23 protein-coding genes and 1 riboswitch are annotated in these 19,113 nt (G+C 46.5%); of the genes, 21 read left to right on the top strand and 2 right to left on the bottom strand.

Features of this window, described 5'->3' with window-relative positions:
* The first annotated feature begins 263 nt into the window (after positions 1-263).
* The 9 genes from ACWJJS_RS11935 (at position 264) to ribT (ending at position 6,922) form a co-directional block, all read left to right on the top strand.
* Positions 264-695, top strand: coding sequence for a peptidylprolyl isomerase (locus ACWJJS_RS11935; protein ID WP_003153363.1), 432 nt, complete (start codon positions 264-266; stop codon positions 693-695).
* A 149-nt stretch (positions 696-844) separates the two neighbouring features.
* Complete coding sequence (locus ACWJJS_RS11930) at positions 845-1,336, top strand: CcdC protein domain-containing protein (RefSeq protein ID WP_017418065.1); 492 nt, start codon at positions 845-847, stop codon at positions 1,334-1,336.
* A 79-nt stretch (positions 1,337-1,415) separates the two neighbouring features.
* The gene (gene lepB, locus ACWJJS_RS11925) at positions 1,416-1,991 is read left to right on the top strand and encodes a signal peptidase I (protein ID WP_071391669.1); all 576 of its coding nucleotides are present in this window, start codon (positions 1,416-1,418) and stop codon (positions 1,989-1,991) included.
* A 247-nt stretch (positions 1,992-2,238) separates the two neighbouring features.
* Complete coding sequence (locus ACWJJS_RS11920; protein ID WP_003153366.1) at positions 2,239-2,583, top strand: hypothetical protein; 345 nt, start codon at positions 2,239-2,241, stop codon at positions 2,581-2,583.
* Positions 2,584-2,702: 119 nt separating this feature from the next.
* Positions 2,703-2,849: riboswitch (FMN riboswitch) on the top strand.
* 131 nt (positions 2,850-2,980) lie between these two features.
* Positions 2,981-4,096: a bifunctional diaminohydroxyphosphoribosylaminopyrimidine deaminase/5-amino-6-(5-phosphoribosylamino)uracil reductase RibD gene (gene ribD, locus ACWJJS_RS11915; RefSeq protein WP_454023597.1), complete on the top strand. Its 1,116-nt coding sequence runs from the start codon at positions 2,981-2,983 to the stop codon at positions 4,094-4,096.
* Entirely contained in the window at positions 4,077-4,724 is a 648-nt protein-coding gene (ribE, locus tag ACWJJS_RS11910; protein ID WP_007409425.1) for a riboflavin synthase, read from the top strand. The genes ribD and ribE overlap by 20 nt, the downstream gene beginning before the upstream one ends.
* Before the next feature lie 14 nt (positions 4,725-4,738).
* Positions 4,739-5,935, top strand: coding sequence for a bifunctional 3,4-dihydroxy-2-butanone-4-phosphate synthase/GTP cyclohydrolase II (locus ACWJJS_RS11905; RefSeq protein ID WP_003153371.1), 1,197 nt, complete (start codon positions 4,739-4,741; stop codon positions 5,933-5,935).
* 32 nt (positions 5,936-5,967) lie between these two features.
* Entirely contained in the window at positions 5,968-6,432 is a 465-nt protein-coding gene (gene ribH, locus ACWJJS_RS11900; protein WP_003153372.1) for a 6,7-dimethyl-8-ribityllumazine synthase, read from the top strand.
* A 115-nt stretch (positions 6,433-6,547) separates the two neighbouring features.
* The gene (ribT, locus tag ACWJJS_RS11895; protein WP_003153373.1) at positions 6,548-6,922 is read left to right on the top strand and encodes a GNAT family N-acetyltransferase RibT; all 375 of its coding nucleotides are present in this window, start codon (positions 6,548-6,550) and stop codon (positions 6,920-6,922) included.
* 65 nt (positions 6,923-6,987) lie between these two features.
* Here the strand turns inward: ribT and ACWJJS_RS11890 are convergent, their stop codons facing one another.
* Positions 6,988-7,509 carry a DUF309 domain-containing protein gene (locus ACWJJS_RS11890; RefSeq protein WP_156734850.1) on the bottom strand — a complete coding sequence of 174 codons (522 nt, stop codon included), beginning with the start codon at positions 7,507-7,509 and terminating at the stop codon, positions 6,988-6,990.
* 86 nt (positions 7,510-7,595) lie between these two features.
* Positions 7,596-7,685 carry a YjcZ family sporulation protein gene (locus tag ACWJJS_RS11885; protein ID WP_003153376.1) on the bottom strand — a complete coding sequence of 30 codons (90 nt, stop codon included), beginning with the start codon at positions 7,683-7,685 and terminating at the stop codon, positions 7,596-7,598.
* A gap of 207 nt (positions 7,686-7,892) precedes the next feature.
* On the opposite strand from ACWJJS_RS11885, the gene ACWJJS_RS11880 reads away from it, so the two are divergent.
* From ACWJJS_RS11880 to ACWJJS_RS11825, 12 genes are all read left to right on the top strand, one after another.
* Positions 7,893-8,648, top strand: coding sequence for a segregation/condensation protein A (locus tag ACWJJS_RS11880; RefSeq protein WP_007409427.1), 756 nt, complete (start codon positions 7,893-7,895; stop codon positions 8,646-8,648).
* Positions 8,638-9,231: an SMC-Scp complex subunit ScpB gene (gene scpB / locus ACWJJS_RS11875; protein WP_007409428.1), complete on the top strand. Its 594-nt coding sequence runs from the start codon at positions 8,638-8,640 to the stop codon at positions 9,229-9,231. The genes ACWJJS_RS11880 and scpB overlap by 11 nt, the downstream gene beginning before the upstream one ends.
* An 89-nt stretch (positions 9,232-9,320) precedes the next feature.
* Entirely contained in the window at positions 9,321-9,806 is a 486-nt protein-coding gene (locus tag ACWJJS_RS11870) for a DUF3907 family protein (protein ID WP_146284658.1), read from the top strand.
* 112 nt (positions 9,807-9,918) lie between these two features.
* Positions 9,919-11,070: a D-alanyl-D-alanine carboxypeptidase family protein gene (locus ACWJJS_RS11865; RefSeq protein ID WP_003153383.1), complete on the top strand. Its 1,152-nt coding sequence runs from the start codon at positions 9,919-9,921 to the stop codon at positions 11,068-11,070.
* A complete protein-coding gene (locus ACWJJS_RS11860) occupies positions 11,058-11,648 on the top strand; it encodes a nucleoside recognition domain-containing protein (RefSeq protein ID WP_003153385.1) in 591 nt (196 codons plus the stop codon). Before ACWJJS_RS11865 ends, ACWJJS_RS11860 begins: the two co-directional genes overlap by 13 nt.
* A 4-nt stretch (positions 11,649-11,652) precedes the next feature.
* Positions 11,653-12,189 carry a spore maturation protein SpmB gene (gene spmB / locus ACWJJS_RS11855; RefSeq protein WP_003153387.1) on the top strand — a complete coding sequence of 179 codons (537 nt, stop codon included), beginning with the start codon at positions 11,653-11,655 and terminating at the stop codon, positions 12,187-12,189.
* 93 nt (positions 12,190-12,282) lie between these two features.
* Positions 12,283-13,017, top strand: a complete 735-nt coding sequence (gene rluB, locus ACWJJS_RS11850) for a 23S rRNA pseudouridine(2605) synthase RluB (RefSeq protein ID WP_015388055.1) — start codon at positions 12,283-12,285, stop codon at positions 13,015-13,017.
* Positions 13,018-13,101: 84 nt separating this feature from the next.
* A complete protein-coding gene (resA, locus tag ACWJJS_RS11845; RefSeq protein WP_003153391.1) occupies positions 13,102-13,641 on the top strand; it encodes a thiol-disulfide oxidoreductase ResA in 540 nt (179 codons plus the stop codon).
* Positions 13,638-15,266: a cytochrome c biogenesis protein ResB gene (gene resB, locus ACWJJS_RS11840; protein WP_094247825.1), complete on the top strand. Its 1,629-nt coding sequence runs from the start codon at positions 13,638-13,640 to the stop codon at positions 15,264-15,266. Before resA ends, resB begins: the two co-directional genes overlap by 4 nt.
* 18 nt (positions 15,267-15,284) lie before the next feature.
* A complete protein-coding gene (gene ccsB, locus ACWJJS_RS11835) occupies positions 15,285-16,460 on the top strand; it encodes a c-type cytochrome biogenesis protein CcsB (protein ID WP_003153395.1) in 1,176 nt (391 codons plus the stop codon).
* Between the two features lie 81 nt (positions 16,461-16,541).
* Positions 16,542-17,264, top strand: coding sequence for a DNA-binding response regulator ResD (resD, locus tag ACWJJS_RS11830; protein ID WP_045510934.1), 723 nt, complete (start codon positions 16,542-16,544; stop codon positions 17,262-17,264).
* Complete coding sequence (locus ACWJJS_RS11825) at positions 17,261-19,042, top strand: ATP-binding protein (RefSeq protein ID WP_454023596.1); 1,782 nt, start codon at positions 17,261-17,263, stop codon at positions 19,040-19,042. The genes resD and ACWJJS_RS11825 overlap by 4 nt, the downstream gene beginning before the upstream one ends.
* Positions 19,043-19,113 lie beyond the last annotated feature (71 nt).

The raw sequence follows: 19,113 nt of genomic DNA, 5'->3' as shown, positions 1-19,113 counted from the left end.
CACAAATGCCGTTTTGAAGCGGTTTGTGAGGACCTGCGTGAAGCAGTTCCGATACATAGACGGCTGTGAAGCTGTTCTGGTTTCATTTTCTTTCTGCGGAAGCGGGGAGATTCGTTTTCCGGCTGAAGGTGTGGTATAATAGCCGCGAAAAGAAGAGCAGAGGCCTCTTCCTTCAAAAGAATATCAAAAAGAAAGCCGGCTTACAATTGAAATTCATATTGAAGAAGGCTTTGACAAAAAACAATACGGAAGTAGGAATGAGAATGAAAACTGGTTACATCGAAATGGAAAACGGCAGCAGAATCGAATTTGAACTTTATCCGAATGAAGCGCCTAATACAGTCGCTAACTTTGAAAATCTGGCGAATACGGGCTTTTATGACGGCGTTATTTTCCACCGCGTGATTCCGGGCTTTGTCAGCCAAGGCGGAGATCCGACTGGGACAGGCATGGGCGGAAGCGGAAAAACGATCAAATGTGAAACAGAAGGCAATCCGCATAAACACGAAGCCGGTTCTTTATCAATGGCGCATGCCGGTAAAGACACGGGTTCAAGCCAATTCTTCATCGTACATGAGCCGCAGCCGCATTTAAACGGCGTTCATACTGTATTCGGAAAAGTGACAAGCGGTTTAGAGCATGCGAAAAACATGTCTAACGGAGACAAAATGAAAGAAATCCGTGTAGAAGGATAATGACAGAAAACCCGCCTTTTTCAGGCGGGTTTTTTTATGTATATGAAAATTCTCATGTGTAAATCATGAAAAAATACATATATGAACATCGGTGATCATTCTGGTATAGTGAAAAAGACCGATTACAACAATGAAAAGAGGTAGAAACGTTGGTTCAATTGGCAACCGTTTTATTTGTCATTATCATTCTCGCACTTATGATTTGGTTCAGGGTGAAAAAGGGAAACAGGCCGATTAAAGGCGGCGGCTTCGGCATCATTCTCCCGCTTTTGATTATCGCCGTCATTTTCACATTCAGTATCAGCCAGCTCATGAATATCCCGGGAAAGCAGTTTCATTTTCCCGCTCTTTGGGAGCTCGCCATCGCCGGACTGTTAGGCGCGGTATTCGGTGTCATCATGCTGTCGCAAACCGCCTATGAAATCCGGGAAGACGGCTTTGTCTACTCCAAGCGGAATAAAAACTTTAAATATGTCATTATCGCGATTATTGCGATCCGTATCGCGCTCAGCCAATATTTCAAAAACATTGACGCGGCGGAATTCGCCGTTTTAACAATGGAGCTTGCTTTTGTGTATTTGTGCATTTGGCGGATCGGAAGCTTCGTGAAATACCGTAAAATCAGCAGATCCGGCTTATAAAATGAAAAAATGGATGGGGTGCGGGGCTTATTTGCCCTCTGTGCAGGGATTCATGGTAAAATAAAAACGACCATGGCTAATGGGAGGAAATCACTTGAAATCAGAAAAAGAAAAAACTTCTAAAAAAAGCGCCGTACTTGATTGGGTGAAAGCCATTATCATCGCTGTCGTTCTGGCACTGCTCATCCGAAACTTTTTATTTGCCCCTTATCTCGTTGATGGAAGATCAATGGATCCGACGCTGCATGACCGCGAGAGAATCTTTGTCAATATGACGGTCAAATACATAAGCGACTTCAAACGCGGCCAGATCGTCGTGCTGAACGGAGAAAATGAGCACTATGTCAAACGGATTATCGGACTTCCCGGCGACACGGTGCAAATGAAAAACGATCAGCTGTATATCAACGGCAAAAAAGTGTCCGAACCGTATTTAGCGGCAAACAAGAACAAGGCGAAGCAAGACGGCTATGACCGGCTGACAGAAGACTTCGGCCCGGTGAAAGTGCCGGACGACAAATATTTCGTCATGGGTGATAACCGCAGAGAATCTATGGACAGCCGCAACGGCCTCGGTCTTTTTACGAAAAAACAAATAGCGGGCACATCAAAATTCGTCTTCTTCCCGTTTAACGAAATTCGCAAGACGAAATAAACCGTACAGGCAGTTTTCTTCATGAGAAAACTGCTTTTTTTATATAAATTTATCTCTCCACCCTCAAAAACAGAACATAAATTCGTATATCTATTTAATAGATAGAAAGTTTTACAGATACATGAAACATCTTCCCTTTATGAAACGTTATATGAATAACTCACGCAGGGAAGAACGGTTTTCTATTCATGAAAAAAAGGAATATGACATAGTAATGAATAGATTGATACGGGCTGGAGGTAGAAAAATGGGAAGAATTAAAACAAAAGCAGCCATTTTACTTGTACTGCTGCTGTTATTAGCGGGCGGTTATATGGTCATAAACGATATTGAACTGAAAGACGTGCCGACTGCAATCGGACAAACCCTGTCCCAGGAAAAAGAAGAATATACAGTCAAAACATATAAAATTACGAAAATCGAAGGAACTGAGTATCACGGTACGGCAGCGAACGGCACAAAAATTATTTTTAACGGCGACAAGCTGAAGCAGGATCTCTCCGATGTGAAAAAAGGTGATAAGATTAAAGCGTACTTCAGCAAATCAAACCGGATTGACGGCTTATTGAAGGTCGTCAAAGTGAACGAATAAATAAAGACGCCTTTTATGGGAAAAGGGCGCTTTTTATTTTTCTGAATAATGAGGTGCAAATTCATTGCGCCTGCCGCAAAGGATGTTATAATAGCGGATAAGGACAAAAAAATATTGATTGTATCCTTCGGGGCTGGGTGAAAATCCCGACCGGCGGTAATAAGGCGCTTTGCGCTTTACAGCCCGTGACCCGTATGCATCTGTATACGGTGGATTCAGTGAAAAGCTGAAGCCGACAGTGAAAGTCTGGATGGGAGAAGGATGAGAGAAGCTATGCAAAAAATAAACTTGCTGTATAGTCTTATTTCCTATGGATTAAAACTGGCAAAGCCCCGAACTGTGTAAACATTCGGGGCTTTTTTGACGCCAAATTGCGTGGAAGAAGGGAGGGATAACGATGGATGAATATTATATGAATACGGCAATAGAACTTGCCAGACGCGGTGAAGGGCAGACACAGTCCAATCCTCTTGTCGGCGCTGTCGTCGTCAAAAACGGACAGATCGTCGGAATGGGCGCCCATTTGCAATACGGAGAAGCGCATGCCGAGGTTCACGCGATTAATATGGCCGGCAGACACGCAAAAGGCGCCGATTTGTATGTGACGCTGGAGCCTTGCAGCCATTACGGAAAAACACCGCCATGCTCCGAACTGATAATAAAGTCGGGGATAAAAAGGGTGTTCATTGCTGTGAAAGATCCGAATCCGCTTGTAGCCGGAAAAGGCATCGGAATGCTGGCAGCAGCGGGCATCGAAGTGAAAACCGGACTTCTCAGGCAGCAGGCAGAAGAGCTGAATAAAATGTTTCTTCACTTCATGCGGACCGGACTTCCGTATGTCACCTTGAAAGCGGCCGCGAGCCTTGACGGGAAAACAGCGACCGAAACCGGTGACAGCAAATGGATTACATCAGAGGCGGCAAGGCTTGATGCCCAGCAATACAGGAAATCGCATCAAAGCATTCTTGTCGGAGCAGGCACAGTCAAAGCCGATAATCCGAGCCTGACCTGCAGGCTTCCTGATGCGGTGAAGCAGCCGGTCAGAGTGATTCTCGATACAAAGCTGACCATTCCTGAAACGGCAAATGTGCTCACTGACGGCGCTGCGCCGACATGGATATTTACGGCCAAAGGTGCAGACGTGCAAAAGAAAGACCGGCTGACCGCACTCGGAATAAAAGTTTTTCCGCTGGAAACAGACCGTATTCACATCCCTGAGGTGCTCAGTATTCTCGCTGAAAACGGCATAATGTCCGTTTATGTGGAAGGCGGAGCATCCGTACACGGAAGTTTTGTCAAGGAAGGCTGTTTCCAAGAGCTTCATTTCTATTTCGCCCCTAAATTAATCGGAGGAACGCTTGCTCCCAGCTTGATCTCCGGTGAAGGTTTTCAATCAATGAAAGATGTCCCCCATTTACAATTCACACAAATCACCCAAATCGGGCCGGATATAAAACTGACGGCCATACCTAAAGATGGAAAGGATGGTGACGATGTTTACAGGAATCGTTGAAGAAACAGGCACGATCCAAGCAATCAAAAAGACAGGCCTTTCCATGGCATTAACCATCGCCGCTTCAAAAGTGACAAGTGATGTGAAACTTGGCGACAGCATTGCGGTAAACGGCATCTGTCTGACCGTAACCGGATTTTCTGACAATCAATTTACGGTTGATGTTATGCCGGAAACAGTGAAAGCCACTTCGCTGAACGGCTTGTCAAAAGGCAGTAAAGTAAACCTGGAAAGAGCGATGTCCGCCAACGGACGGTTCGGCGGCCACTTTGTATCAGGGCATGTGGACGGAACGGCTGAAATTACGCGGATCGAGAAAAAAAGCAACGCGGTCTATTACGATTTAAAACTTTCGCCGGAATTGACAAAAACGCTCGTATTGAAAGGTTCAATTACGGTAGACGGCGTGAGCCTGACGATTTTCGGTCTATCAGACGAAAGCGTGACGGTATCCATCATTCCGCATACCATCTCAGAAACGATTTTTCAGACGAAAACAGTCGGATCAACCGTAAATATTGAGTGTGACATGATCGGCAAATACTTATACCGCTTTTTGCACAAAACAGAACAAACGAAAAGCAATCAAACTATCACGGAAGCCTTTTTAAGCGAGAACGGCTTTTAGAAAGGAAGATCGATATGTTTCATCCGATAGAAGAGGCGTTAGAGGCGCTGAAAAAAGGTGAAGTCATCATTGTTGTCGATGATGAAGACAGAGAAAACGAAGGAGATTTCGTAGCGCTGGCTGAGCATGCCACGCCTGAAGTGGTGAATTTTATGGCGACCCATGGGAGAGGCCTGATCTGCACGCCGCTGTCTGAAGACATCGCCGGCCGGCTGGATCTTCACCCGATGGTCGATCATAATACGGACTCACATGAGACCGCCTTTACGGTCAGTATTGACCACAGGCTGACAAAAACGGGCATCAGCGCTCAAGAACGTTCTTTTACCATTCAGGCGCTGTTGAACGAGGAATCTGTGTCTGACGATTTTCAGCGTCCGGGCCACATTTTCCCCTTAATCGCAAAAAAAGGAGGCGTCCTGAAGCGGGCGGGCCATACGGAAGCAGCCGTTGACCTTGCAAAAGCCTGCGGATCTCAGGGAGCGGGCGTCATTTGTGAAATTATGAATGAAGACGGCACAATGGCCAGAGTGCCGGAGTTAGCCGAAATCGCCGAACGCCACCAGCTGAAAATGATTACGATAAAAGACTTAATAGAGTACCGTTACAACATTACGACACTTGTGAACAGAGAAGTTGATATTACGCTGCCGACTGACTTCGGCACGTTTAGAGTTTACGGATATACAAACGAGGTTGACGGAAAAGAACATCTCGCCTTTGTCATGGGGGATGTCCCGTTTAACAGCGAACCCGTTCTTGTCAGAGTGCACTCAGAATGCCTGACGGGCGATGTGTTTGCATCCCATCGCTGTGATTGCGGGCCTCAGCTTCATGCCGCGCTTGCGCAAATTGCTGAAGAAGGCCGCGGCGTTCTATTGTATTTGCGCCAGGAAGGCAGAGGAATCGGTTTAATCAATAAGCTGAAGGCGTACCGATTGCAGGAACAAGGGTACGACACGGTTGAAGCGAACGAAGCGCTCGGCTTTCTGCCTGATCTGCGCAACTACGGCATCGGCGCCCAGATTCTCCGCGACTTAGGGGTTCAGCATATGAAACTTTTAACCAATAACCCCCGAAAAATCGCCGGCCTCGAAGGATACGGTCTCAGCATTTCAGAACGGGTGCCGCTTCAAATGGAAGCGAGTGAGCATAACAAGCAGTATTTACAGACCAAAATGAAAAAACTTGGACATCTGCTCCATTTCTAAAAACAAATCTCACAAAAAAGGATGGATAACATATGAATATCATACAAGGAAACCTAGTAGGAACAGGACTTAAAATCGGAATCGTCGTCGGCAGATTTAATGAATTTATAACGAGCAAGCTGTTAAGCGGAGCGGAAGACACGCTGCTTCGCCACGGTGTAGAATCAAACGACATTGACGTCGCTTGGGTGCCGGGAGCGTTTGAAATCCCGTTTGCGGCAAAGAAAATGGCGGAAACGAAAAAATACGATGCCGTCATTACGCTCGGCACGGTTATCAGAGGAGCGACAACGCATTATGACTATGTCTGCAATGAAGCGGCAAAAGGCATCGCCCAGGCGGGAACGGCGACGGGCGTCCCGGTTATCTTCGGCATCGTGACGACTGAAACCATTGAGCAGGCCATCGAACGAGCCGGAACAAAAGCCGGAAATAAGGGAGCGGATTGCGCAGTATCTGCCATTGAAATGGCAAATTTAAACCGCTCATTTGAATAATTTGTTGAAAAGCGTTTAAAACCGCGGCGAAAATGATATAATGTGAGAAAACGGATCGCCTTATGTATCCGTTTGATAGGACATGAATGGACATTTTGGATATAGAGGGGTTTTTATGTTAATTCGTTATAAAAAATCGTTTGAAAAGATTGCGATGGGTCTTCTGTCATTTATGCCGAATGAAAAAGATCTCAAGCAGCTTCAGCAGACAATAAAGGACTATGAAACGGATACTGGCCGCCAGCTCTTTCTTTGGAAAGAGGATGAAGATATCGTCGGAGCGATCGGAGTCGAAAAAAAGGACTCAGAGGTTGAAATCCGGCATATCAGCGTGAATCCTTCTCACCGCCATCAAGGAATCGGAAAGCAAATGATGGACGCCTTAAAACGTCTGTTCAAAACGGAGGCACTCGTTCCGAATGAATTAACGCAAAGCTTTTTTGAACGCTGTCAACATCAAAAAGATCAGGATATCTCATATAATAACTGACAAATGCTCCCGGAATCTTCACGGTTTCGGGAGCTGTTTTGATATAGAAAAAGCAGGGCTGACCGTCAGCCTCTGCTTTTTTTTCTTCTCTCAATTTCCCGTTCGCGTTCCTTAATGACATCCGTCCTGTCCCGCAGGCGGTGTTTATGAATAAGAAAGGTATCTGATACGCCGTCTTGCCCCCATGTATAACCCTTTTGGCGGCATTCGGCAAGACATGCTTCTTTCAGGGCTTCATCTGTAATCGGAAGCATAACACTTCTGTAAGGCAGGCCCGCTTCTATATCGTCTGACAGCGTTTCTATCAGCTCAATCAGCTTCGGATGGCTGAGCCCGAGAGAACAGACCGCCTGCTTTTCAGACCGGAGAATACGTAAGCTGTTGGCAATCAGCCGTTTCGCCCCGGCTTCATTTCCCCTGCGCTGGTGATACAGAGCGACGGCAAGCTGAATCAGGCCGACCCAATGAATGCTCCGCTTTTCAGCCGGGCTTTCTTTCCAATATTCCTCTAACAGTTCATGACACTCAAAATAATCTCTTGATGCGTGAAATTCGGCCAAAAAGCCGATATAAGCTTTAGGATACAAGCCGCTTCCTCCTTTTATGCTAAAACCAGTGTACCACAGCGCTATGAAAAGGAAAAAGAGCGGCTTGGTGTCTGAAGCCTGAGGAACTAGCAGATGTAAGATGCTCCTACGACAACGAGCAAAATAAACAGAACGACAATTAATGCAAAACCTCCGCCGAAACAAGCTCCGCTCATGTGAAATCAGCCTCCCTTTGTTTCAAGTTTACACGGCTATCATATGTGCATCCGCCTTTAAAGGTATAGGCGTATATCTTCTTTTTCAGTATTTTCTAAATAACGGAGGACGTGTATAAAAGTATTGGACGAGAGCATTTCGGTGGATTATACTAAAGGGTAGCCAGTTTTTCCGGCAATGAGAGTGATACTGAAAATGGTGAGATAATGGTAGAATATCAAGTGAAAATTGATACGTTTGAAGGCCCATTGGACCTGCTGCTTCATCTGATTAACCGTCTTGAAATCGACATATACGACATACCCGTGGCAACTATTACTGAACAATATTTATTATATGTACATACAATGCAAGAGCTTGAACTTGATGTCGCCAGTGAATATCTGGTCATGGCGGCGACGCTTCTCAGCATTAAAAGCAGAATGCTGCTTCCGAAACAAGAGGAAGAGCTGTTTGAAGACGAAATGCTTGAAGAAGAAGACCCTCGGGACGAGCTGATTGAAAAGCTGATTGAGTATAGAAAGTATAAAACCGCTGCGAAGGATTTAAAAGAGCGGGAAGAAGAAAGACAAAAGTCATTTACAAAGCCGCCGAGTGATTTAAGTGAGTATGCAAAAGAAATCAAACAGACCGAGCAGAAACTGTCGGTGACCGTTTATGACATGATCGGCGCGTTTCAAAAGGTGCTTCAGCGTAAAAAAATCACGCGGCCGAAAGAAACGACCATTACAAGACAGGAAATACCGATTGAAGACAGAATGAACGAAATCGTTAAAAGCTTAAAAACGGCGGGGAGAAGAATAAACTTCACGGAGCTTTTTCCTTCTCGGCAAAAGGACCATCTCGTCGTGACGTTTTTAGCAGTCCTGGAACTGATGAAAAATCAGCAGATTATCATTGAACAGGAAGAAAACTTTTCAGATATATACATTACGGGGAGTGAATCCATTCATGGCGCTTGATATCGTGAATTGGAAAGCGATTGTGGAAGCCCTGCTGTATGCGGCGGGTGATGAAGGGCTGACCAAAAAGCAATTGGTGACGGTGCTTGAAATAGAAGAAGCGGAACTGGCCGGAATCATGGAAGAAGTGGCCGCTCAGTACAAGGAAGACGACAGAGGCATCGAGCTTACCGAATATGCGGATACGTATATGCTTGGAACGAAAAAAGAATTCGTGCCTTATTTGAAAAAACTAATCGAAGTGCCGTCAAAAGGGCTGTCACAGGCTTCTTTGGAAGTGCTGGCGATCGTTTCGTACAAGCAGCCGATCACACGGGCGGAAATTGAAGATATCCGGGGCGTGAAGTCTGAGCGGATTCTGCACAGCCTCGTGTCAAAAGCGCTGCTGTGTGAGGTGGGCCGCGCCGACGGTCCCGGCCGGGCGATTTTATACGGCACGACACCGGTATTTCTTGAACAATTCGGCTTAAAAACATTGGAGGAGCTCCCGCCGCTTCCTGAAAATGCGGAGGAAGACGTTCTCCAGGAGGAAGCCGATTTATTCTTTGAAAACTTCAACCAAACTTTTGAGGATATTAAATAATAACCGTTTTTCATCATACGATAGTAGGGAAAGGCCATTGATGAATGACGCAAATGACGACGTACAAGAGAGGAAGGAAACGGACGGAAATGGGAAATTCGATTGTGAGGGCCCATACTGAAGAAACTGGTGAATTTTTAGCCGAGGTTGTCACGATGGTCAGCAGCTATTTAAATCATACAACATTGCCGGAGATGCGGGCTCAAGGAGATGCGGATGAGGCATACTGCCGCGACGTGCTCAGTGTGCTGAGGAGGATGACCGTCTTTTGCGAAGGCGCCCAGGAAGCCTGCCGGCGGCTCTTAATGCAGGAGCCGTTTCATGAGGTGAGAGCGGAAAAAACGCTGTATAAAGTGTATCATCAGTGCGTGGAAGAGTTTTTCATGCCGAAAAAGGATACATGGTACGAAAACAGCCGCGCCGCTTATACAGGCCAAAGCGCGATTGAATTCTACCAGCAAGTGCCGGACTCGCTGCGGAGCCTTCTGCTTTCGCTCAGCAGTGAATTTCTGCGCATGCGGGAAGAATTGGCGCAATATGAAGCATCAGGCTCAAATATGGCATCAGTCAGATAAAAACTCTTCCTTTTGGGAGAGTTTTTTTATGTGAAAGTGATGCAATTGGTATTCATAAGTCATGGACAGGCGCATAAACTTGTACAAACCCACAACAAGGACGTGAGCATTCATGCGCTTTCTCAAAAAAGCTGCCGTATTTCTTTTGACTTTTGTTATTCTTTTTTCCATTACAGACGGCAATACGGCACATGCCCAAATACATGTCAGCGCAAAAAGCGCGATTATTATCGACGGAGCATCTGGCAGGGTGTTATTCGCCAAGGATGAACATCATAAGCGGCGGATTGCAAGCATTACGAAAATCATGACGGCGGTGCTGGCGATTGAATCAGGGAAGATGGAAGAGACCGTGACGGTTTCCCCGAATGCCGTAAAAACGGAAGGCTCAGCCATTTATCTTCAGCCGGGACAAAAAGTAAAGCTGAAAGATCTTGTATACGGGCTTATGCTGAGATCAGGAAATGACGCCGCTGCGGCAATAGCTGAATATGTCGGCGGAAGCCTTGACGGTTTTGTATTTATGATGAACAAAAAAGCCGAGCAAATCGGGATGGAAAATACAAAATTTCAAAATCCGCACGGGCTGGACGACCATGAAAATTTATATTCTACGGCGTATGACATGGCGCTTTTGACTAAATACGCGATGAAAATCAAGGAATACCGGACCGTTTCAGGCACAAAAGTGTATAAGGCGGAAACGATGGACCGGGTATGGAAAAATAAAAACAAGCTTCTGACTGGGCTCTACCGTTACAGCACAGGCGGAAAAACGGGTTACACAAAAATCGCGAAACGGACGCTCGTTTCGACGGCTTCAAAAGACGGAACGGATCTCATCGCGGTCACCATAAATGATCCGGATGACTGGGATGACCATATGAATATGTTTAATTATGTCTTTGAGCACTATAAAACCTATGTCGTCGCTAAAAAAGGCGGCATCCCGAAGCTGAAAAAGACGTTTTACGGAAAACACGCTTTTATTGCCCGGGATGTCAAATATTTATTAAAAGAGGATGAAATCGACGATGTAAAAATCCGCACAACCTTAATAAAACCGAAAAAAGCCTGGAAAAAGGACGCCTCTCTCATTCCTGATGTCGTCGGCCGGATGACTGTTATGCATGATGGGAAAGTGATCGCCAAGATTCCCGTCTATTATGAAAACGAGCGCCATAAAAAACCGAAAAAGCATTTCATTGAGACGTTTACGAGCCTGTTTATGAGCGCGGCGGGCGGTTCGTCATGGTCAATTTAATCTGGGTATGTCTGACGGTAATCGGACTTGTCTTTGCGATGTTTAACGGTACCTTGCAGGATGTGAATGAAGCCGTTTTTAAAGGAGCGAAAGAAGCGGTTACGATCTCGTTCGGATTAATGAGCGTCCTCGTCTTCTGGCTCGGCCTGATGAAAATAGCCGAGCAGTCCGGCCTTTTGGATATATTCAGCAGAATGTGCCGCCCGTTTATCTCTAAGCTGTTTCCCGATATTCCCCCTGATCATCCGGCGATGGGATACATCTTATCAAATCTCATGGCAAACTTTTTCGGACTGGGAAATGCGGCGACACCGCTCGGTATTAAAGCCATGGAGCAGATGAAAAAGCTGAATGGAGGTAAGTCTGAGGCCAGCCGTTCCATGATTACCTTTTTGGCGGTAAATACTTCGAGTATTACATTGATACCGACAACCGTCATTGCCGTGCGCATGGCTTATTCGGCGAAATCACCGACCGATATCGTCGGGCCGACCATCTTAGCGACTTTAATTTCGGGAATCGGCGCGATTTTCATTGACCGCTACTTCTGGTACCGCCGCAAAAGAAAAGGGAGGTAAGCGAATGGAAATGGTGAATTGGCTGTCTTTAGCCATGATTCCGATTATTATCGCCGGTATATTGATATACGGCACGATCAAAAAAGTGCCGACGTATGAATCATTCGTTGAAGGCGGAAAAGAAGGAATTGAGATTGCGTTTTCCATCATTCCGTATTTGGTCGGGATGCTGGTGGCGATTACCGTATTCCGGGCCTCAGGCGCGCTGGATTTTGTCATGGGGCTGTGCAAGCCTTTCTTTACAGCGCTCGGCATTCCCGCAGAAGTCGTGCCGCTTGCTCTGATCCGCCCGATTTCGGGGACGGCGGCGCTCGGCATGACGACAGATCTGATCGCCGTGTACGGGCCTGATTCATTTATCGGCAGACTGGCCTCGGTCATGCAGGGATCGACTGACACGACGCTGTATGTCCTGACGGTGTATTTCGGGGCGGTCGGCATCAAAAAAATGGGGGATGCTTTAAAGGTTGGTCTTCTTGCTGATCTGATCGGGGTGGTTGCATCAATCATCATAGTTACGTTATTATTTGGAAGCGCCTGAAATCAGGCGCTTTTTATATATCAGAATAACTCTCCTTGAAAAAGCTTGTTTGTTCAAGGGGAAAAAAGTAAGATTATACTTGAGGTGAACGACATGGAAAGACTGCAAAAAGTTATTGCTCATGCCGGCGTGGCATCACGCAGAAAGGCAGAAGAGCTGATAAAAGAAGGAAAAGTAAAGGTGAATGGAAAAGTAATAACAGAGCTCGGCGTAAAAGTGACCGGTTCTGATCAGATTGAAGTAAACGGATTAAAGGTGGAGCGGGAAGAACCCGTGTACTTTCTGCTTTATAAACCGAGAGGAGTGATCTCAGCAGCTGATGACGACAAAGGGCGGAAAGTGGTGACCGACTTTTTCAAAGAAGTGCCGCAGCGCATTTATCCGATCGGCAGGCTTGATTATGATACGAGCGGACTTTTATTGCTGACAAATGACGGCGAGTTTGCCAACAAACTCATGCATCCGAAATACGAAATTGATAAGACGTACGTCGCCAAAGTGAAGGGGATTCCTTCCAAGGAACTTCTGAGAAAGCTTGAGCGCGGCATTCAGCTTGAAGAAGGCAAGACAGCGCCGGCCAGAGCGAAAATGCTTTCCCTGGACAAAAGAAAGCAGACGAGCATTATTCAGCTGACGATTCATGAAGGCCGAAACAGACAGGTCCGCCGCATGTTTGAGGCGATCGGTCATGACGTGCTGAAACTCAAACGTGAAGAATACGCATTTTTAGATTTAAGAGGTCTGCGCACAGGAGACGCAAGAGAATTGACGCCGCATGAGGTGAAAAGGCTGCGGGCTTTAGCTGAACACGGTAAAAACGCTTTCTAATTTTCACATAACCTTCAAAAATTACAAAACGTGTAGATGATATAATTGAATGGATTTGCAGACAGGGGAGGGGAGCAGTGTACAATGAACAAAAAACGGCGGCGTTTATTCATTCGGACCGGCATCCTTCTCATCTTACTCTGCGCGCTCGGATATACCATCTATAATGCCGTTTACACAAACGGAGAGCGTATATCTGAGGGGTCCAAAGCCCCGAATTTCGCGCTGAAAGATACAGAGGGCAGACTCATAGAACTGAGTCAGTTAAAAGGGAAAGGTGTTTTTCTGAATTTCTGGGGAACGTGGTGTGAGCCGTGCAAGCAGGAATTTCCCTACATGGAGAATCAATACAAGCATTTTAAAGACCTCGGTGTCGAGGTGGTTGCGGTAAATGTCGGCGAATCAAAAATTGCAGTACATAATTTTATGAAAACATACGGCGTCAATTTCCCGGTTGCGCTTGATACTGACCGGCAAGTGCTGGACGCGTACGGCGTATCACCTATTCCGACGACATTTTTGATCAATCCCGACGGAAAAGTCGTGAAAGTGGTGACCGGCACGATGACAGAACGCATGGTTCATGACTATATGAATTTAATTAAGCCGGAGGCGTCTTCATGAAAAAGGTCAAATGTGAATGCGGGCACGTGAATCCAGCCGGGACGGTTTTGTGCGAGTCGTGCGGGAAGCCGCTTGATGATCAAAAATCGCCGCTTGCCGATATGCGGTACGACGGCAGCGCAAGGCGTTCGCAAACATATAACAAAACAATCGTAGATAAGGTATGGAACTTCTTTTCTTCCGTAAAAGTCGGAATATGGCTGATTGTCATTACTCTGGCGGCATCTGCTTTCGGCACGGTTTTTCCGCAGGAAGCTTATCTGCCGCCGGGCGCCCAGCCGGATACATATTATGAACAGCAGTACGGCATAATCGGCCAACTGTATTATTTGCTGGGGTTTCATCACCTGTACGGCTCATGGTGGTATATGCTCCTGATCGCATCCATTGGCATATCACTGGTCATCTGCAGCCTGGATCGGGTGATTCCTTTGTACAGGGCGCTGAAAAATCAAGGAGTACGGCGGAATCCGGTCTTTTTGAAGAGGCAGCGTCTATACAGCCGGACAGAAACCGAGCTGAGCGGGGATGCGGCTGATGGCCTCAGAACACGATTGAAAAAAAAGCATTATAGAGTGCGAGAACAAGAGGGAAGCATCCTGGCGGAAAAAGGCCGTTTTTCAAGGTGGGGGCCCTACGTTAATCATATCGGCCTGATCATTTTTCTGATCGGAGCCATGCTGAGATTTGTACCCGGTATGTATGTCGATGAAACGCTCTGGGTCCGTGAAGGCGAAACCGCCCAGATCCCCGGTACTGACGGCAAATATTACTTAAAAAACAACCGGTTCACGATGCAGACATATAACAAAGACACTGAGAAAAAAGTATTCGCCGACGCCATTGACAGAGCCGGAAACGGCAAAGTCGCCAAATCCTTCACAACGGACGCGGTTTTGTACAAGAGGGAAGGCGGCATTGTATTCGGTGAAAAGCCGAAGCTTAAAAGAGTCAAAGAAAACAATATCCGCGTCAATGAACCGCTGCGCTTTGACTCCTATTCTGTGTATCAGGTGGACTATAAAGAAAACCAGCTCGACCAGATGGTATTTCAGCTGATCGACCAAAAAACAAAACAGTCATTCGGCAAACTGAAGATCAATCTTCTTGATCCCGACACGGACTACGATCTTGGTAACGGTTACAAAGTGCAGATCGCCAGTTATCTTCCTGATTTTTATTTTAACAAGGACGGAGAACCGAGCACGAAAACGAAGGTTCCTAACAATCCGGCTTTTGTCTTTAAAATCACGGCTCCCGACAAGCCGAAAGGGGAGAAAAGTTTTGTTGCGATTCAGCAGACTGTTGAAGGTTCCGAAAGTAACAAGTACAAATTAAAATTCGACCATGTGGAAACGAAAAACATTACAGGACTCACTGTCAGAAAAGACTTAACCTTATGGGTGCTTGCCGTCGGCGGCGCGATCTTTATGATCGGCGTCATTCAAGGGATGTACTGGCAGCACAGAAGGATCTGGATCAAAACAGGTGATCATGAAGTGCTTGTGGCGGGACATACGAACAAAAACTGGTTCGGTCTGAAAAAGGATATCGAATTTGTTCTTAGCGGGACCGGGATTCAAGAGCCGGCCGATCAAAAAGAATTGGCCAAAAATCAGGCCTAGTGAAAAAGGAGTGGTGTCATGGCGGAGCTGAGCGCAAATTTTCTTTATGCTGCCTTTTTGATTTATTTAATTGCCGTCCCGGTTTTCGGCGGCGCCATCCGGGGAACAAAAGGTGCGAAGGACGGTAAGGGCCGCTGGTCGGCTATCGGAATCACGTTAACCATTTTCGGATTTCTTTGTCATCTCGGCTATTTCATTGCGAGATGGTCGGCAAGCGGACATGCGCCTGTCAGCAATATGTTTGAATTTACGACGTCATTCGGCATGATGCTTGTTCTCGCTTTTATTATTATTTACTTTATTTACAGACTGCCTTCATTAGGCATGTTCACATTGTCTATCGCGCTTTTGCTTATCGCATATGCAAGCATGTTTCCGACAGACATCACGCCGCTTATTCCGTCACTGCAGAGCAATTGGCTGTACATTCACGTCACGACGGCTGCGCTCGGGCAGGCGATTCTTGCGATCAGTTTTGTAGCCGGCGTCATTTTCCTGTTAAAGCATGTCGACCAATCCAGACCGGGCAAAAAAACGTTCTGGCTTGAAGTCATCATGTTTATACTCGTGACGACCGTGGCATTTATCGCCGTCACGTCGGCATTCCGGCTGGCGGATTACAAAGCAGAATTTAATTGGGTGGATAAAAAAGAGGCTAAAAGCGTGATGATATATGATATGCCTGCGCTTGTCGGTCCGCATGACGGAGAACTGCTTACGGAAGGCGCAATGAAGCCGCTTATTGAGCTTCCGGCCATTTTTTCGGGCAGAAAGGTCAATACGGTGATCTGGTCGTTTGGCGCAGGTCTCGTTTTATACGGGGCGCTCAGGCTGATATTCAGAAAGAGAATCAGCGCTCTTATAAGCCCGCTCGTCAAAAATGTGAATCTGGACTTGGTCGATGAAGTCGGCTACCGCGCTGTTTCCATCGGTTTTCCGGTATTCACACTCGGCGCGCTTGTGTTTGCGATGATTTGGGCGCAGCTTGCATGGACGCGTTTTTGGGGCTGGGACCCGAAGGAAGTATGGGCGCTGATCACCTTTTTATTTTACGCAGCGTATTTGCACTTGCGGCTGTCAAGAGGCTGGCATGGCGAAAAGTCCGCGTGGCTTGCCGTCATCGGCTTCGCCATTATTATGTTTAACTTAATTTTTGTGAATCTTGTGCTTGCCGGACTTCATTCGTACGCATAGATGCAAAAAGCCGATACAGTTCTCAAGCTGCCGCACAGTTTGTTAAAATGAAAGTAACAGAAGGAAAGCAGGGGGAAAACGATGGATCAAACAAATGAAACTAAAATATTAGTAGTAGATGATGAAGCCAGAATTCGACGCCTTTTAAGAATGTACCTTGAACGGGAAAACTATGTGATTGAAGAAGCGGAAAACGGAGACGAGGCCATTAGAATGGGGCTGGCATCAGATTATGATCTGGTGCTCTTGGATTTAATGATGCCGGGAACGGACGGAATAGAAGTATGCCGGCAGCTCAGAGAAAAAAAAGCGACCCCGATTATCATGCTGACGGCAAAAGGGGAAGAAGCCAACCGCGTCCAGGGATTTGAAGCAGGTACGGACGATTATATCGTCAAGCCTTTCAGCCCGAGAGAAGTGGTGCTTCGGGTAAAGGCGCTTTTAAGAAGGGCTTCCCAAACATCTTATCTGACAGCCAATACCCCGACAAAAAATGTGCTCGTCTTCTCGCATCTATCCATTGATCACGATGCTCACAGGGTGACTGCGGACGGCACGGAGGTGAGCCTGACGCCGAAGGAATATGAACTGCTGTACTTCCTGGCGAAAACACCGGACAAAGTGTACGACAGGGAAAAGCTTTTAAAAGAAGTGTGGCAGTATGAATTTTTCGGAGACCTCAGAACAGTGGACACTCATGTCAAACGGCTCCGTGAAAAATTAAACAAAGTGTCCCCGGGAGCGGCGAAAAAAATCGTCACCGTCTGGGGAGTCGGATACAAATTTGAGGTAGGCGCTGAATGAAGTTTTGGAAAAGCGTAGTAGGAAAGCTTTGGTTTACCATTCTTTCACTCGTGTTAATTGTTTTATTTATTTTAACGGTGCTGCTTCTGGAATTTATAGAAAATTACCACGTTGAAGAAGCGGAAAAAGATTTAACGCAGCTTGCCGATAAAATCGCGGTCATAATAGAAAATCATGAAGACCAGCCCCTTGCCAGATCCATCACGTGGGAACTGGCGGACAATTTAACGAGCATCGCGATCATTCAGGATGATAAGCATGTCTGGTATTCGCCCAATGACGATAATCATTTATCCTCTATTACATTAGAGCAGATTAAACATGACCGGGATCTGCACAAGGCGCTGACAGACCGCAATAAAGTAAGCAAACGCGCGGTCCCCAAAAATGCCGGTTCGGATAACGAACGGCTGATCGTCGGAGTGCCGTATGAAAAAGACGGCAAAAAAGGCATGGTCTTTTTATCCCAATCGCTGCTTGCCGTCAAAGATACGACGAAACATACGACACGCTATATTTTTCTTGCGGCGGGCATTGCCATCGTCTTGACAACGTTTTTCGCGTTCTTTTTATCCAGCAGGGTGACATATCCTCTTCGGAAAATGCGGGAAGGCGCCCAAGACTTGGCGAAAGGAAAGTTTGATACAAAAATTCCGATTCTGACCCAAGATGAAATCGGGGAACTGGCCATTGCCTTTAATCAGATGGGACGGCAGCTCAATTTCCATATTAACGCGCTAAATCAGGAAAAAGAACAGCTGTCCAATATTTTAAGCAGTATGGCAGACGGGGTCATCACCATTAATATCGACGGCACCATTTTGGTGACCAACCCGCCGGCCGAACGTTTTCTGCAGGCATGGTATTATGAGCAGAACATGAACATTAAAGAAGGAGACAACCTTCCCCCTGAAGCAAAAGAGCTATTTCAAAATGCAGTGAACACGGAAAAAGAGCAAATGATTGAAATGACGCTTCAAGGAAGGTCATGGGTTTTATTGATGTCGCCTCTTTATGCGGAATCACACGTCCGCGGCGCCGTGGCCGTGCTCCGTGATATGACCGAAGAGCGCAGGCTGGATAAATTGCGTGAAGACTTCATTGCCAATGTCAGTCATGAGCTCAGAACCCCGGTTTCTATGCTGCAGGGATACAGTGAAGCAATAGTGGACGACATTGCAAGCACCGAAGAGGAGAAAAAAGAAATCGCGCAGATCATTTATGATGAATCTCTTCGCATGGGCCGGCTCGTCAATGATTTGCTGGATTTGGCCAGAATGGAATCCGGACATACGGGCCTGCGCTATGAAACGGTAAACCTGCATGAATTTCTGGAGAAGATCTCCCGCAAATTTTCCGGGCTAGCGAAGGAAAAAGGCGTTTCGCTCACAGAGGACATCTCGGTGTCTCAGCCGGAGTGTGTCTTTGACGAAGACAAAATGGAACAGGTGTTTACCAACCTTATAGATAATGCGCTGCGCCATACGGAGTCAGGCGGAAGCGTTCATATCGCGGCTCAGACCGTAAAAGACGGACTGAAAATCGATATCAAAGATTCCGGCTCGGGAATACCGGAAGAGGATCTGCCATTTATTTTTGAACGTTTTTATAAAGCGGACAAAGCAAGAACAAGAGGCAGGGCGGGGACCGGACTCGGACTCGCCATCGTAAAAAATATCGTGGAAGCCCACGGCGGATCAATTGCGGTTCACAGCAGCATCGACAAAGGGACGACGTTTACATTTTATATTCCGACAAAAGCGCAGGATGACGTCTGAAATTGACGAACAATCTTGTTCCATACGAAACACCCGCATGTTCTGCGGGTGTTTTTTGTTTGTTTCTCCTT

This window comes from Bacillus sp. JK106 (assembly GCF_053663355.1).
The sequence above is the reverse complement of the archived record's forward strand: the minus strand, read 5'-3'. Positions and strand labels throughout refer to the sequence as shown.

What these genes read in the sequence shown, in the direction of transcription:
- ACWJJS_RS11935 (WP_003153363.1), top strand. Translation starts at nt 264, where the DNA reads ATGAAAACTGGTTACATCGAAATGGAAAACGGCAGCAGAATCGAATTT.
- lepB (WP_071391669.1), top strand. Translation starts at nt 1,416, where the DNA reads ATGGGAGGAAATCACTTGAAATCAGAAAAAGAAAAAACTTCTAAAAAA.
- ACWJJS_RS11920 (WP_003153366.1), top strand. Translation starts at nt 2,239, where the DNA reads ATGGGAAGAATTAAAACAAAAGCAGCCATTTTACTTGTACTGCTGCTG.
- ribD (WP_454023597.1), top strand. Translation starts at nt 2,981, where the DNA reads ATGGATGAATATTATATGAATACGGCAATAGAACTTGCCAGACGCGGT.
- ribE (WP_007409425.1), top strand. Translation starts at nt 4,077, where the DNA reads ATGTTTACAGGAATCGTTGAAGAAACAGGCACGATCCAAGCAATCAAA.
- ACWJJS_RS11905 (WP_003153371.1), top strand. Translation starts at nt 4,739, where the DNA reads ATGTTTCATCCGATAGAAGAGGCGTTAGAGGCGCTGAAAAAAGGTGAA.
- ribH (WP_003153372.1), top strand. Translation starts at nt 5,968, where the DNA reads ATGAATATCATACAAGGAAACCTAGTAGGAACAGGACTTAAAATCGGA.
- ribT (WP_003153373.1), top strand. Translation starts at nt 6,548, where the DNA reads ATGTTAATTCGTTATAAAAAATCGTTTGAAAAGATTGCGATGGGTCTT.
- ACWJJS_RS11885 (WP_003153376.1), bottom strand. Translation starts at nt 7,685, where the DNA reads ATGAGCGGAGCTTGTTTCGGCGGAGGTTTTGCATTAATTGTCGTTCTG.
- ACWJJS_RS11880 (WP_007409427.1), top strand. Translation starts at nt 7,893, where the DNA reads ATGGTAGAATATCAAGTGAAAATTGATACGTTTGAAGGCCCATTGGAC.
- scpB (WP_007409428.1), top strand. Translation starts at nt 8,638, where the DNA reads ATGGCGCTTGATATCGTGAATTGGAAAGCGATTGTGGAAGCCCTGCTG.
- ACWJJS_RS11870 (WP_146284658.1), top strand. Translation starts at nt 9,321, where the DNA reads ATGGGAAATTCGATTGTGAGGGCCCATACTGAAGAAACTGGTGAATTT.
- ACWJJS_RS11865 (WP_003153383.1), top strand. Translation starts at nt 9,919, where the DNA reads ATGCGCTTTCTCAAAAAAGCTGCCGTATTTCTTTTGACTTTTGTTATT.
- ACWJJS_RS11860 (WP_003153385.1), top strand. Translation starts at nt 11,058, where the DNA reads ATGGTCAATTTAATCTGGGTATGTCTGACGGTAATCGGACTTGTCTTT.
- spmB (WP_003153387.1), top strand. Translation starts at nt 11,653, where the DNA reads ATGGAAATGGTGAATTGGCTGTCTTTAGCCATGATTCCGATTATTATC.
- rluB (WP_015388055.1), top strand. Translation starts at nt 12,283, where the DNA reads ATGGAAAGACTGCAAAAAGTTATTGCTCATGCCGGCGTGGCATCACGC.
- resA (WP_003153391.1), top strand. Translation starts at nt 13,102, where the DNA reads ATGAACAAAAAACGGCGGCGTTTATTCATTCGGACCGGCATCCTTCTC.
- resB (WP_094247825.1), top strand. Translation starts at nt 13,638, where the DNA reads ATGAAAAAGGTCAAATGTGAATGCGGGCACGTGAATCCAGCCGGGACG.
- ccsB (WP_003153395.1), top strand. Translation starts at nt 15,285, where the DNA reads ATGGCGGAGCTGAGCGCAAATTTTCTTTATGCTGCCTTTTTGATTTAT.
- resD (WP_045510934.1), top strand. Translation starts at nt 16,542, where the DNA reads ATGGATCAAACAAATGAAACTAAAATATTAGTAGTAGATGATGAAGCC.
- ACWJJS_RS11825 (WP_454023596.1), top strand. Translation starts at nt 17,261, where the DNA reads ATGAAGTTTTGGAAAAGCGTAGTAGGAAAGCTTTGGTTTACCATTCTT.